The 14006-nt window shown below is 61.8% G+C and carries 14 protein-coding genes; 11 read left to right on the forward strand and 3 right to left on the reverse strand.

All coding sequences use genetic code 11. The annotated features are described in order from the left end of the window. Positions 1 to 35 precede the first annotated feature (35 nt). The 3 genes from AOC05_RS13025 to AOC05_RS13035 form a co-directional block, all read right to left on the reverse strand. Positions 36 to 1133: a YgfZ/GcvT domain-containing protein gene (locus AOC05_RS13025; RefSeq protein ID WP_062007586.1), complete on the reverse strand. Its 1098-nt coding sequence runs from the start codon at positions 1131 to 1133 to the stop codon at positions 36 to 38. A gap of 78 nt (positions 1134 to 1211) precedes the next feature. Continuing rightward, positions 1212 to 1811 (reverse strand): FABP family protein, encoded by a 600-nt coding sequence (locus AOC05_RS13030; protein ID WP_062007587.1) that lies wholly within the window; start codon positions 1809 to 1811, stop codon positions 1212 to 1214. A gap of 150 nt (positions 1812 to 1961) precedes the next feature. Beyond that, positions 1962 to 2696 carry a hypothetical protein gene (locus tag AOC05_RS13035; protein WP_062007588.1) on the reverse strand — a complete coding sequence of 245 codons (735 nt, stop codon included), beginning with the start codon at positions 2694 to 2696 and terminating at the stop codon, positions 1962 to 1964. A gap of 157 nt (positions 2697 to 2853) precedes the next feature. On the opposite strand from AOC05_RS13035, the gene AOC05_RS13040 reads away from it, so the two are divergent. The 11 genes from AOC05_RS13040 (at position 2854) to AOC05_RS13090 (ending at position 13997) form a co-directional block, all read left to right on the forward strand. Continuing rightward, entirely contained in the window at positions 2854 to 3552 is a 699-nt protein-coding gene (locus AOC05_RS13040; protein WP_062007589.1) for a winged helix-turn-helix transcriptional regulator, read from the forward strand. Positions 3553 to 3831: 279 nt separating this feature from the next. After that, complete coding sequence (mshD, locus tag AOC05_RS13045; RefSeq protein ID WP_062007590.1) at positions 3832 to 4806, forward strand: mycothiol synthase; 975 nt, start codon at positions 3832 to 3834, stop codon at positions 4804 to 4806. An 88-nt stretch (positions 4807 to 4894) separates the two neighbouring features. Continuing rightward, on the forward strand, positions 4895 to 7138 hold the full coding sequence (locus AOC05_RS13050; protein WP_062007591.1) for an RNA degradosome polyphosphate kinase: 2244 nt from the start codon (positions 4895 to 4897) through the stop codon (positions 7136 to 7138). After that, entirely contained in the window at positions 7138 to 8106 is a 969-nt protein-coding gene (locus AOC05_RS13055) for an NUDIX hydrolase (protein ID WP_062007592.1), read from the forward strand. The genes AOC05_RS13050 and AOC05_RS13055 overlap by 1 nt, the downstream gene beginning before the upstream one ends. Positions 8107 to 8217: 111 nt before the next feature. Further along, a complete protein-coding gene (locus AOC05_RS13060; protein WP_062007593.1) occupies positions 8218 to 9879 on the forward strand; it encodes a hypothetical protein in 1662 nt (553 codons plus the stop codon). 4 nt (positions 9880 to 9883) lie between these two features. Continuing rightward, a complete protein-coding gene (locus AOC05_RS13065) occupies positions 9884 to 10285 on the forward strand; it encodes a GntR family transcriptional regulator (protein ID WP_062007594.1) in 402 nt (133 codons plus the stop codon). A gap of 9 nt (positions 10286 to 10294) precedes the next feature. Further along, positions 10295 to 11113, forward strand: coding sequence for a thymidylate synthase (locus tag AOC05_RS13070; protein ID WP_062007595.1), 819 nt, complete (start codon positions 10295 to 10297; stop codon positions 11111 to 11113). Next, on the forward strand, positions 11110 to 11697 hold the full coding sequence (locus AOC05_RS13075) for a dihydrofolate reductase (protein ID WP_062007596.1): 588 nt from the start codon (positions 11110 to 11112) through the stop codon (positions 11695 to 11697). The genes AOC05_RS13070 and AOC05_RS13075 overlap by 4 nt, the downstream gene beginning before the upstream one ends. Positions 11698 to 11835: 138 nt before the next feature. Then, positions 11836 to 12840, forward strand: coding sequence for a WXG100 family type VII secretion target (locus tag AOC05_RS13080; RefSeq protein WP_062007597.1), 1005 nt, complete (start codon positions 11836 to 11838; stop codon positions 12838 to 12840). Positions 12841 to 12921: 81 nt separating this feature from the next. Continuing rightward, a complete protein-coding gene (locus AOC05_RS13085; RefSeq protein ID WP_062007598.1) occupies positions 12922 to 13572 on the forward strand; it encodes a hypothetical protein in 651 nt (216 codons plus the stop codon). Next, positions 13569 to 13997 (forward strand): hypothetical protein, encoded by a 429-nt coding sequence (locus tag AOC05_RS13090; RefSeq protein WP_062007599.1) that lies wholly within the window; start codon positions 13569 to 13571, stop codon positions 13995 to 13997. The genes AOC05_RS13085 and AOC05_RS13090 overlap by 4 nt, the downstream gene beginning before the upstream one ends. Positions 13998 to 14006: the final 9 nt, after the last annotated feature.

Here is a 14006-nt window from a genome sequence, read left to right on the forward strand (position 1 = left end):
AGACAAGGGCGCCCCAGTGTGATGCGTGTCATCTTTTAGCGCGGGGTGCGCAGGAACCCTGTGGCCCGTCCCACCACCTGGCCGGCGTCGGTGGCCACGATCAGCTCCTGGGCGGCAACATACTTTTCCCCGGCGTCGTCCACCATCAAGTCCTGGGCGGGATCCACCGTGCGCTTGATCAGGGCCAAGGCGATGGGGCCCATCTCATAGTGCTGGGCAACGCTGGTCACCACACCCACCTTGCGGTCACCGGCAAACACCTCACTACCAGGGGCCGGAATGGTGTGCTGGGATCCATCCAGCTGCAAGAACACAAGCCGCCGAGGCGGGTGTCCCAGATTGTGAACGCGCGCTACGGTTTCCTGGCCCTTGTAACAGCCCTTGGACATGTGCACTGCGGTGCGCAAAAGGTCCAACTCGTGAGGAATCGACTTGTCGTCGGTCTCAGCTCCCCGACGCGGGCGCCACGCGGCAATTCGCAGCGCCTCGGCCGCCCAGACACCCGCCAGCGGACGGGTTCCTACGGTGTCCACCAGGGCGGCTGCTGGAATCAAATATTCGTGCCAGGGCCGCTCCAGCCCCGGGTGCTCCGACTCGTCGATGGCCGCATAGCTATATCCACCAGCGCCGATATGAGGCCAAGGATCCGTCCACATGAGCAGCGAATCCCACTCCGGGATCTCCACCACAGAGCCCACCACGGCCCAATCGGATGACACATCGGCAACGTCCACGCGCAGCATGAACTTCATGGAGTTCAACCAGGCTGCTAGTGGCGCGGCCTCGTCCGTTTCCACGATCAGCCATAGCGTTTCCCCGTCGTCCACTACCCGTGCGTCGTATTCAATGCGGCCTTGGACGCTCAGCAGCAGCAACTCGGTGCTGGTGTGGGGGGCAAGACCGGTCAGGCTTTGCGAGGAGAGCGTATTCATCCAGCTCAGCCTGTCCGGACCGCCCACTGTAACAACCCCACGGTGGGACAAATCCACCACTGCGGTGCCCGGTTTGCCGTTGTAACCGGCCAACAGGCGCTGCTCCTTGTTGGGATCACCGTAGTGAGCGGCAACACCGGCATCCAGTCCGCCGGACTGAACAGCCCCATGACGGTTTAGCAAAGGACTCAAATAGCTCATATGGTGTGCAACGCCTTCTCTTGATGGGCTATTCCGGCCCGGTGGTCGAGCTTGTCCAGACCCGGTGCATGAATGCAGTCAGGAGATTTTACGCAGAGCGGCGGACGCGTGGGCCTGTAAGGACTTGCCGCTGGCGGCCGCATCCCAGCGCCAGTAAAGTTCGCCGTTGACCAGACCGAAGATGCGGGTGGCGGCTTTATAGTCTTTGGCCCCGGCACCGCGCATGACAGCGTCAGTGGAGAGATGTATCTGTGGTCCCTTGATACTGCCGTAGTACAGCTCGGCAATGCCGCCGGGGTGCACGATGGTAGCCATGATGTCGAACCCGCCATCAGCATTCCGCAGGGCTTCGACGTCGTCGGCTGTCCTTAGGGCGGGGACAATGTCGGCAGGGATCAAGCCCGGGCCTACGTCGGCGTCGTTCATGGGCCGGTCAAGTTGCCAGAAGCCGGTTTCCACGGAGAGCGGTCTCAAAACGGTGCCCAGCTCATCGGTGAGCCAGGACTCGGCCGTATATTGCAGGTATGGCAAGCCGTTGGAGCTGAAGGTAGCGGTCTGGGTGAAATATTCGTCATCAGCTTCACCGGCACCCAGCCGGCCGTTTCCGCTCCACGTGCCAAGCAGCCATGACAGCGGCACCAGCTCGGGAGTTAGATCAGTGGGGATTTCAATGGCCATGGCAGGTTACTGCTGGCCCTTGAACAACCGCCACACCACCAGACCGGCGAACCAAGCCATGGTGACTCCGGCGAGGGCAAGCAGGCAAATGAAGAAGATTTCTAAGGCAAATACGCTCATAATTCCATCCTACAGTGCTTGCGGCCGCACTTAGCTTAGGAGCAGTTTTTCCACGAAATAGACCAACGCGCCCAGCGACAAAATGGGTGCCAACGCCGACGCGCAGCTTCCCATGAAACTGTGCGAGGGTCCGGCTAGTGTTCGTAGGCGGCGGAAACTGGCAATCACCGCGGCCACGAGTGCCCCTAAGATGACGGCGGGAACAATTCGAAGATCTGAGAAAAGCAATGCTGCAAGGGGGCCAGAAAGTGCACCCAGGACGATGGCCAGGGGCGCCGCCACCCTGTCCGGCCAGGGGAGTGTCCCCGCCAACAAGGCAACAGCTGCACTGATGGCGACGATCAATGTCATGCCCGGTTCGCCCAGGAACCTCTGTGAGGCCACCCAGCCGCTGGCGAATCCGGCCACTAACACGCCCGCACCGGAGCCGAGGGTCGATTCAAGGCGGTGGGCTTGCCCGGTGCCGCGGATGAGCTGGACTACCATGACAGCCCCAAAGCCCACGGCAATGAAGATGGGTGTCCAGACCATGAAGTTTGCGTCCTTGGTCAACCCGACCGTCAGCGCAGCACCGGCACCTGTCAACGCCATGACCGTGCCGAGCGTTTTCTTGGCGGGAATGCCCAGGTAGCGAGGCCATCCCAGACCAAAGACAACTGACAAGGCGATGCCAACGCCCACACTGTATCCAAGGCCAAAGAAGTGTCCGGCGACAATAGCTGCGAGCGCGATGATTCCGACAAGGGCCGTAATAGATGACTTCACACACCAATCCTGCCTTACTCTGCGCGGTACACTGTGGAACAACCCTTGGAGCGGTGCGTTTTCTCTTCAGCATATGAGGCCTGGCTGGTCAGCCCCTGATGGGGTTGCCCGGTGGTTCGTCGCTCAAAGATGCGCATCCCGCACTTTGGAGGAAAACTTGTCACAGATACTGATGCTGACCAACAACCACGGTAGCTCCGTGGACGTTTTGCCTGCCCTGGAACTCCTGAGCCACTCGGTCCACATTCTGCCGGCCGTGCCCACCGCACTGCTGGACGCCAAACCTTGCGATATCATCCTCGTCGACGCCCGCAAGGACCTCTCCAGTTCACGGTCACTGACCCAATTGCTGCGCGCCACCGGCATCAGTGTTCCGCTGCTGCTGGTGCTGACCGAAGGCGGGATGGCGGCTGTGTCCGCGTCCTGGGCGGCAGACGACGTGATCCTGGACTCTGCGGGCCCCGCCGAGGTCGAGGCCCGGATCCGTTTAGCCTTGACCCGCACGTCCACCGCAGAGGACCATGCCAGTGCGGAAATCCATGCCGCCGGCGTCGTCATCGACGAGGACAGTTACACGGTGCGTGTCCACGGCAAGCCACTGAACCTGACGTACAAGGAGTTTGAGCTCCTGAAGTACCTTGCCCAGCATCCTGGCCGCGTCTTTACCCGTGCCCAACTGCTCAATGAGGTGTGGGGCTATGACTACTACGGAGGAACCCGCACCGTCGATGTCCATGTTCGGCGCCTACGAGCGAAGCTGGGCTCGGACCATGAGAACTTGATCAGCACAGTGCGTAACGTGGGCTACCGCCTAACCATTGCCAGGATGCCCGACGACGAAATGGTTGACGCCTAGTCCTGCCCGGGCATCTTGCTCACTTGGCACGGGAACACAAAGGCCCGCATCCTTGACGGATGCGGGCCTTTGTTATTTGGTGGAGGACATACGGGTCGAACGTATCGAGGACACCCCACTGGTGCATCCCCCCAGAAAATAACTGCTCTCAAACTCTAGGGCAGCACGTGCTCTGAACGCAAACCGAGGGGCCCTGGCGGGCGGCAATTGGGGCGCTGGCACAGTTTTTTCTCACCGCGCGTCTCGCGTTCGGGACCGCACCCCTACTAGGCTGTGGTCATGAGCCCCGCAAAGACTGGCAGCTGGCCCGTTACGGTAATCACGGGTACCCCCGACCCCGATGCACTCCGCGACATTTTCTCCGTGGTTGACGCCGCCGAGGACACCGACGGAAATCCCCCTCTCTCCGAGCAAACCCTTGTTGAATTGAGGTCTAAAAGCGCCGGCGCCCACAACCTCCTGGTCCTGACGGCGCATGCCCCTGAGGAGAACTCCGTCACCGAAGGTGAAGACCTGGCAGGGGTGGCCGTCGTCGTGCTCGACGGCAGTGAAGGCGTGCTGGAGATCGTGGTGCACCCCACCTACCGGAATGGGGGCGTCGGCGCCATGCTGGTGGATAAATTGCTGGAAGCAAGGGGGCTGCACGGCCTGAAAGCGTGGTCGCACGGCGGTCACGAGGCCGCAGCCGACCTCGCCGCAAGCTACGGTTTCCGGGCCATCCGTGAACTCTGGCGGATGCGTCTTGTCCGGGCCAGTCTCTCGGATGCGCCGTCCACCAACCTTTCAACGCCCAGCGGCGTAAGGTTGCGCACTTTTGTACCGCATCAAGACGAAGCGGCGTGGCTGGCGGCCAATGCCGCGGCTTTTGCTCACCACCCCGAACAGGGTGCCATGACCCTTTCCGATTTGCAGGCGCGCATGGCCGAGCCATGGTTTGACCCCAACGGTTTCTTTCTGGCCGTCGACGGCAACGGCGAGATCTTAGGCTTCCACTGGACCAAGGTGCACCCCTCCCGCGCAGGCCAGGAAGCCATGGGCGAGGTCTATGTTGTGGGCGTCACCCCGGCAGCGCAAGGAATGGGGTTGGGCAAAACGCTGACCTTGCAGGGCATCGAGTACCTGCAACGCTCAGGGTTGCAGGCGATCATGCTGTACGTGGATGCCGACAACGAGGCTGCCGTGGCGCTTTACCGCAAACTCGGGTTCACAAAATGGGACTCCGATGTCATGTATGGACCCATGGCCGCGTCCTAGCGCCCCACCAGCTGGCGGCCTGTGCCGCACCATGGTGCCCCGGCTTGTAAGGTTGATCCAAAGCAGCACCGACTATGAGGATTTATCGATGAAACGCGAATACAAGGGACCTGTACAGACCGCGGCGTCGTTTGGGCGGGAACGCTTCGGATCAGGCGAAGTCCCAGCGGCCCGTGCCACGCAGGACCGTATCGACATCCCCGAGTTTGAGCCGAATCTTATCCCTGAGGGTGACATCAGCCCCGACAGGTTCCTTGACCGTGAGCTGAGCTGGCTGGCATTCAACGCCAGGGTCCTGGAACTGGCTGAGGACCCGAGCCTATTCCTGCTGGAGCGTGTGAACTTCCTGTCCATCTTCGCGTCCAACCTGGACGAGTTCTTCATGGTCCGGGTTGCTGGCCTGAAGCGGCGCATCGCCACCGGTTTAGCGGTGCCCTCCCCCGCCGGTCTGAGTCCCATCGAGGTGTTGGAGCAGATCAGCGACGCCGCCCACGAGTTGCAGTCCAGGCACGCCCAAGTTTTTGCCGGTCAAATCCGCCCGGCGCTGGCCTACGAACACATCCATTTGGTGCATTGGCAAGAGTTGGATGACACCGCCAAGATTGCGCTCAGCACCATGTTTGCCGAGAAGATCTTCCCCATCCTCACCCCCCTGGCCGTTGACCCCGCCCATCCCTTCCCCTACATTTCAGGGCTCTCCTTGAACTTGGCCGTTGTGGTGCGCAACCCGGTCAGCGACAAAGAGCTCTTTGCCCGCTTGAAGGTGCCAGACCTACTGCCCCGCCTTGTTTCAGTTGACGGTCCGCGCGCGGGCACCGTACCTGGCCGGGTGGCCCGCTTCATCCCGCTCGAAGAGGTCATCGCGGAGCATTTGGGCCAGCTCTTTCCCGGTATGGAGGTGCTGGAGCACCATACTTTCCGGGTCACCCGCAATGAGGATCTTGAGGTTGAAGAGGACGACGCCGAGAACCTCCTGCAGGCGTTGGAAAAGGAACTGCTGCGCCGCAAGTTCGGCCCGCCGGTGCGCCTTGAGGTGACCACGGACATCAACCCGAATATCCTGGCCCTGCTGGTCCGGGAGCTGGACATTGAGGACACGGAAGTGTATTCGCTTCCGGCCCCGCTTGACCTGCGCGGCCTGTCGATCATTGGCGGCATTGACCGCAGCGATCTGCGCTACCCCAAGCATGTTGCCCACACCTCCCGCGACCTGAACGAGTCGGAGACTTCCAAGGCCGCCAACGTATTTGCTGCCATGCGCCGCAGGGATATCCTCCTGCACCACCCCTACGACTCCTTCTCCACCTCGGTGCAGGCATTCTTAGAGCAAGCCGCTGCCGATCCTAAGGTGCGCGCCATCAAGCAGACCCTGTACCGCACCTCCGGCGACTCCCCCATTGTGGACGCACTGGTGGATGCTGCCGAGGCTGGCAAACAGGTGCTGGCCCTAGTGGAGATCAAGGCCCGCTTTGACGAGCAGGCCAACATCTCCTGGGCCCGCAAACTTGAACAGGCCGGGGTGCACGTGGTGTACGGCATTGTGGGGCTTAAGACGCACTGCAAGCTATCACTGGTGGTACGGCAGGAGCAGGACGGCTTGCGCCGCTACTGTCACATTGGCACCGGAAATTACCATCCTCGAACTGCCCGCTACTATGAGGACCTGGGCCTGTTAACGGCGGACAATCAGGTGGGCGAGGACCTGTCCAAGCTGTTCAATCAGCTCTCCGGATACGCCCCTAAATCAACCTTCGACAGGCTGCTGGTGGCGCCACGTTCGGTGCGCTCAGGACTGATCGAACGCATTGATGCGGAAATCGCCAACAAGAAGGCCGGGCGCCCAGCCCAAGTGCGTTTCAAGGTCAATTCGATGGTCGATGAAGCCATCATCGACTCCCTGTACCGGGCCTCCCAGGCCGGCGTTGAGGTGGGCATCATCGTCCGCGGCATCTGCTCCCTGCGGCCGGGCGTTCCCGGGCTTAGCGAAAACATCACGGTGCGTTCGGTGCTGGGCCGGTTCCTGGAGCACTCCCGCGTGTTCACCTTTGCCAACGCCGGCGACCCGGTGGTCTACATCGGATCGGCCGACATGATGCACCGCAATCTTGACCGCCGCGTGGAAGCCCTGGTCCGACTCTCCAACACGGAGGACATTGCCGAGGTCAACACCTTACTTGATCGCTACCTTGACCCGGGCACCGCCAGCTGGCATTTAGACGTTGACGGGTTGTGGACGCGCCGCCACCTAGACGCCGATGGAAACCCGCTGGAGGACGTCCAGTCCTGGCTGCTGGCGGGCCGTTCACGACAGCGCTCGACCCTTCGCCGGTAATGCGCAGCACTGAACATTTACAGGACATGGCACCCGACGGTGAGTCGGGAGTGTCCGTATACGCCGCCGGTGCACTGTGCTGGCGGGTGAAGAAAAAGAAGCTGGAACTTCTACTCATTCACCGCCAGCGTTACGACGATTGGTCCTGGCCCAAGGGCAAGCTGGACAAGGGTGAGACATTATCCGAGTGTGCCGTGCGGGAAGTGTATGAGGAGGTTGGCCTGCCCATCACCTTGGGCATTCCGCTACCCACCATCCGCTACGCGGTCAAGCCTGGCGTGAAGGAAGTCCACTACTGGGCTGCCGCTGTTGATGACATGCCGCCAATGCCCGACGGGAAAGAAGTGGACACGGCGCTCTGGTGCAGTCCCAACAAGGCGCGCGGCCTGCTGTCCAACCCATCCGACATCGAACCGTTGGAGGCGTTGATCGCCGCCCATGAGGCCGATGCTTTGGGAACGTGGCCGTTGCTGATAGTCAGGCATGCCAAGGCTAAACCACGCTCGGCATGGACACGGGCCGAGGGTGAACGCCCGCTGGCGGCCACGGGCAAGCGTCAGGCCCTGTACCTCCAGCGCCTGCTGATGTCCTGGCATCCGGCCAAGATCCTCACGAGCGGCTGGATGAGGTGCATTGCCACGATTTCCCCGTATGCCCAGGCAACCAAGGCCAAGGTCAAGGTGGTGCCTTGTCTGACCGAGGCCGATCACAAGCGAAACCCGGCAAAGGCTGGTGCCGTGGTTGAACGTTTGCTGGCCAAGTCCAGCGCCGTGGCAGTGTGCACGCACCGCCCAGTTTTGCCCACCATCTTGGGTGCACTGGCCGCCCGCATGGACCCGGCCCTGGCCGCGAAGCTGCCCATTGCCGACCCGTATCTTGCCCCGGGCGAGGTCCTGGTGGCCCATGTTTCGATCGCGGAGCCCGGCCGGATCGTGGCGCTGGAGCGGCACAAACCCTACGAGGACTGACCGGCCGCCAGACTGGCCGTCCACCAAGGGGTGGCTCTTCACTTCATCGTCCTTCCCCAAGAAATCTTTGTACCGTACGCTTAGTACAAAGATTGTCGATTTGTCGGGGGAATGATGCTTGAACCAAATCCGTTGGTACCGAACCTTTTTGAAATCCTCGTGGCGTTTGCGCCGGTGGTGGCAATTGCTTGCGTAGTGCTGTACTTGATCTTGCGTTTTGTGGTGTGGGCGCCGCAGCGAGACAAGATGTTGGAGGCTGTCCGGAAGCACGCCTTCTGGACCGGCGTCATTGCCTGGGCGCTCAGCAGCCTCGCCGGCGCAAACCAGGCCGGGACGTTTCCGGCCAGCCAGATGCAGCTTTCCCCCAATCCATGGGCGGTGGTGCCGTTCTTCTGGATCATCGGCCCCGTCGCGGCCGTCCTGGTGGTCCACCTGGTCGGCCAGTTGTCCTGGCCTGCACCAAAATCCCCCACGCGGATGGCAGTCCTGGAGTTCAGGCGAATTCGCGATTTTGTCCAGCCGACGCTGGGCTGGACCGTCTTGGGTGTCTTCTTGCTGAGCGCCGGCGTACTGGTCTGGTTGGCCTTCGCCCCCGGATTCCCGGCCAGGGAAGCCTGGTCCCCTAAAGAAGGGACCTGGCATGGCCCGCTGAACGGCCGCGTTCCCGGATGGGTCCTGGCCACCGCGCTGGGGACTGCGCTGGTAGTCCTGGCACTGGGAACCTTGTTCGTCATGGCGCTCATTGCCTCGCGCCGATCAATAGAGGGTCTGGACAGCACCCAGAACAAGACGCTGCGGACCATCGGCATGAATCGGCTGCTGCGAGTTGCCGCCACGGTGGCCTCCGGCCTCGCCGCCATTGCAGGAAACTTCCTGGGCCAGTCGGGGCCGGACGTGGAAGCCAGCTCTTGGGTGAATTGGCTGGGTCTGCTCAACATTGTGGTCTCGATCGCCATGCTCCTGTGGAAGCCTGCGCTCCTTGATTCCCCCACGGACGACGCCGGATACAACGTTCTGTTTGCAACGTGGGCTTCCCCGGACCTCACCTCGGGAGACGGCCCTGCTGCCGCCCGGTTCACCAATTCGGCCAGGGCAGCGGTTTTTCCTGCCGCCATCGTTGGCGCTGCGGTGGGGTATGCGACGCATGGCTGGTTTGGCCTGATGGGAATTGTGGCTTTATCAGCCGTGTTTGCCTTGCTCGCCATTCTGGGCCTGGAATTCGTCCTTCGACGCAAGTATGCGACTCCGGGAACACCTCGCAGCAAGGTGCGTGTACTGCTGCCTCGGCCGATGTACTTTGCCTTTGCGATCGCAGCAGTTGGATTGGTGTTGGCGCTTATCAATGCCCACAGCGTTGCCAAGTCCGGCAGTCCCAATTCATGGGATGGGTTGGCTGCTCCGGAAGCCATGTATTGGGTTCCCGGCATTGCGGCTCTGGCCATTCTGGCATCTGCCCTGTCCGCCGCATGGTTTGTCCTTGCCCGGCCCGGGTTGAGCAACGCACCGGCAACCCTGGACAGAACCCTGCGCCGGCGCTCGCTGTTCCGAGTTGCCCGCACGGTGACCGGCAGCTGGTACGCCATTCTCGGGATTCTCTTGATCATGATCCCCGTGGCACCAGATCCCAACCCCCTCATGTCTGGATTTGAATCAGGCATATTCGGCGCCCTGTGCCTGGTCATTGCCGCACTTGTGTCCTTTTACCCCATGCGCGGCTTCACCCCCGCAGACTTCATGCCGGCAGCAAAACACAACACCAGCCTGAGCAACTAGCGCCATGGAAGCCCAGATTGTCATCGACTTGGCAACAGCCACCCCGCCGTATGAGCAGATCCAGGGCCAGATCTCCGCGCTCATTGCGGTGGGCGAACTCCAGGCCGGTGCCCGGTTACCCACCGTCCGCAGCCTCGCAGCAGACCTCGGCGTGGCCGCCGGAACTGTTGCCCGGGCCTACAAGGAGCTGGAGGCGGCAAGAATTGTCATCACGAACCGACGGCAGGGCACGGTGGTGGCTGGGTCCCGACAGGCTCGACCGCCTGGGGCGGCTCGAGCAGTGGGAGCGGATGGGGCGGTGATGGCCGCCGTCGAACATCTCATTGAGGAAGGGGAACGGGCCGGTCTGGATGGCACGATGCTCATCACATTGCTGCAAGGTCGCCTGAACCAGCGCGGCAAGTAGACTGTTGGCGTGACTATTTTGACCCCCTATGAGGATATGCTGCGGGACGTACTGGCGAATGGCACCGCGAAATCGGACCGCACCGGCACCGGCACGCGCAGCGTTTTTGGCCGCCAGCTGCGCTTTGACCTCTCCGAAAGCTTCCCGCTGATCACCACCAAGCGGGTGCATTTCAAGTCCGTGGCGATGGAGCTGCTGTGGTTCCTGCGCGGGGATTCGAATGTGCGTTGGCTGCAGGAAAACGGTGTGAAGATCTGGAACGAATGGGCAGATGACGACGGCGAGCTGGGCCCGGTCTATGGCGTCCAGTGGCGCTCGTGGCCCACACCGGACGGCGAGCACATTGACCAGATTGCCGCCGTCATCGAGTCCCTGCGCGAGAACCCGGATTCGCGCCGGCACATTGTTTCGGCCTGGAATGTGGGCGAGCTGAAGAACATGGCGCTGCCGCCGTGTCACGCCTTCTTCCAGTTCTATGTTGCCCCCACCCAGGACGGCCGCGGCAAGCTCAGCTGCCAGCTGTACCAGCGCTCGGCCGACACCTTCTTGGGTGTCCCCTTCAACATCGCCTCCTACGCGCTGCTGACCATGATGGTGGCGCACCAGCTGGATATGGACCCCGGAGAGTTCATCTGGACCGGCGGCGACGTCCACATCTACGACGACCACCTCGCCCAGGTCACCGAGCAGCTCTCCCGTGAACCGTACCCGTGCCCACAACTTCGTTTCACGCGCAAGCCGGATTCTATTTTTGAGTACACCTTTGCAGACATGGAGCTGGTCAACTACCAGCACCACCCCACGATTAAGGCACCGATAGCCGTATGAGCGAGTCTCACACCCTGCCCACGTACTACCGTTTCGAGCAGCCCATCGTGGGTATGATCTGGGCCCAAACCAATCAGGGCATCATTGGCGCCGACGGTGGCATGCCCTGGCACCTGCCCGAGGACATGGCCCACTTCAAGCGCGTCACCCTCAGCCACCCCGTGGTCATGGGCCGCAAGACGTGGGACTCGTTCCCGGAAAAGTTCCGCCCGTTGCCAGACCGCACCAACATCGTGGTGACCCACCAAGAAGGCTGGGCAGCCACGCCCGAGGCGCGTGGCGCCGTCGTGCTTGAATCCTTGGATCAGGCGCTTGTAGAGGCGCAACTCTCCCCCGGCGGCAATGAGGTGTGGGTCATCGGTGGCAGGCAGGTGTTTGACCAGGTGATCGAGGATTGCAACGTTGCCATCATCACCGTTATTAACACGGACGTACCAGGGGATACGGAGGCACCCGGGCTGGGTCTTGAATGGTCCTTCCGCGGCGCCTCGCCAAAAGAGGGCTGGCACACCGCGAAGAATGGCACCGAATACCGTTTCACCCTGTGGGCCAAGGGCGATTCCGAGTTTGAGTCACCCGAGTAGGGCCCCGGAAGCCGGGCCCACCCGGGGCCATGGGGTGTGCTCCCCATGGCCCCGGGCTGTGCCCGCCATCTAGACTCAACCTAGAAATGCGGCCGCTTGCCAGCCCCACCTCGCACCCTGGAGACTACTTTGACACAAATGCTTGGCGCCGATGTCGAGGAGCTTCGCGCACTGGCCCGGGACTTCTCGGGCAAGTCGCAGTCTCTCCTCCAAGTGAAGGCGGCGCTCGACGGCGCCGTGAACCAACTCCCGCGCTATTGGCAGGGGCCTGACGCGCAGCGTTTCGCCGCCCAGTGGCGCGGTTCGCAAAGCGGCGTTATTGCCCGCACGGCGGCCATGCTGGACACCACTGCCACCGAGCTGAACAAGAATGCCCTGGAACAGGAACAGGCGAGCGCCGTTTCAGGGGCCGGCGGACCGGGTGGCGCTGGCGGGGGCGGTGCATCCAATCCGTGGGGCCCGGACTGGCTCGCGAAAGATTCGCACTTCCGAGACAACTGGAAGCACTACGGCAATGTCAAGAACGTAGCTTCCCTGCCGAAGAACCTGTGGGGGCTCGGGTGGATGGGCGCCAGCAAGAACTGGGACTTCTTCACCGACTCGGCCCAATGGGCAAAGCTGACTGGTCGCAGCGCGCCCTTCAACATCATGGATTCCACGACCGACTTGTTGGGCATGAAGAATCTCAACAAGTACTTCCCCCAGCTGAACTCCATGAAGGGCTTCTTTGCTGAATCCTCGGTGCTCTTCAAGGATTCCAAACTTGATTGGCTGGGCAAGGGGGGATTGGGCCGGGGGTTGGGCTGGCTCGGCGTTGGTCTGAGTGGTTACGACACGGTCAAAAATATCGCCGAAGGTGACGTTGGAGGTGCCAGCTACTCGTTTGCCAAGACGGCGCTGGGTGTGGCTTGCTTCCTGCCGCCACCGGCTGGAACCGTAGCGCAGGTGGTCAGTGCAGGCTGGGCCATCTATGAAATTCCCGCGGTGAAAGAGTTCGTCGACGGCGGTGTCAAGGCTGTGGGCGACGCGGTCGCCAACGCTGCGCAATCCGCAGTTGCGGAGACCGCCAAGTTTGCCAACAGTGTCAATGAAGGCATCAATGATCTTGGAAACAGTGCCGCGAAATTCCTTGGATTTGGCTAGGTCGCCATAATTGCGGACACTGGCACCCTCCATCCTGCCCACACCTCACCCCACACCTCAGAGAACGGAATCCACAAAAACATGACCCAGACATCCATGCAACAGCAACCTTCAACAGCGGATGCCTACGGTTTTGGCTTCGCCGAGATGGCCTACCTTCTCAAAAGCACATCGACGCCACAGGCAGAAAAGAGTGCAGCAGTCCTCCGGCTGAGCGAGGAGCTGGCGTCCGAGCAATTGTGCATGGCAGGCGCTTCCTCTTTATTGGCCCGGGGCCTGGCCACGGCAAATGGCGAAGACCTTGAGCTCGAAGGCCCTGCCGTGGCCTTGGCTTATGCCCTGGGGCGGGCGAATCGATGGACGGAGATCAGCCTGATGTCCGGTGAATCCATAGACACCGTGGTCCATGTGGAATCCGATTTGGTCAAGGTCCTCTTGCAGCCTCGTACTTTGGCAACATGGTTTGCGTTTGCCCAAGATCCGGCCATCGAGGGGGCTGTGGCCGAGCTTGACATCGTTGCTGAGCACGTCCGCCAGACACAAACCGGGACCGCCTACATCCTGAGTCGAACCGTCGATGCCGAGGATCACCTAATGATCCGCCCTGATGCCGGCGCCTGGTCTGTGGGCAAAGTTGTGGATCCGGCGTCGGACGTCGTCGAAGAGAGCGGACTGGACGACATTGGCCTGTTGGCGGCACTGACCACCTTGCGAACGGCACTGCTTTCTTGAGCAAGCGGCCATCTCCCACTGGCGGCGCCCACGCGGCACCCTCCAGGGATCCCAAACACAAGCCTGGATACAAACGCACCAAGGGCTACTACAAGTCCGAGGTGGAACGTGAAGCATTCCGCCAGGGCATGAGCGTGGAAGAATACGGCGTGTACAAGGGCTCCGTGGGCAGCGCCGTCAAGCCCGTCAACAGTGCCGGTGGGCTCCTGGCGATCTCCCTGATACTCTCCTGCCTCGTTGCAGGTGCCCTCGTGACTTTCACTATCCACTGGATCCAGTCCGGTCCCGCAGAGGCCGTGAAGAACACCGTCCCCCTGCTCCTTGCAGGGATGTTCGTCCCCTGGAGTTGGGTGTACTACGCCCGGGAACGCAAGGCAGAGCGCCTGCGCAAGGAACGTGGCATCACCTTGATCCGACCCGAATAAGGGCCATCC

Origin of the sequence: Arthrobacter alpinus (genome assembly GCF_001294625.1) — a bacterium.
Taxonomy (GTDB): Bacteria; Actinomycetota; Actinomycetes; order Actinomycetales; family Micrococcaceae; genus Specibacter; species Specibacter alpinus_A.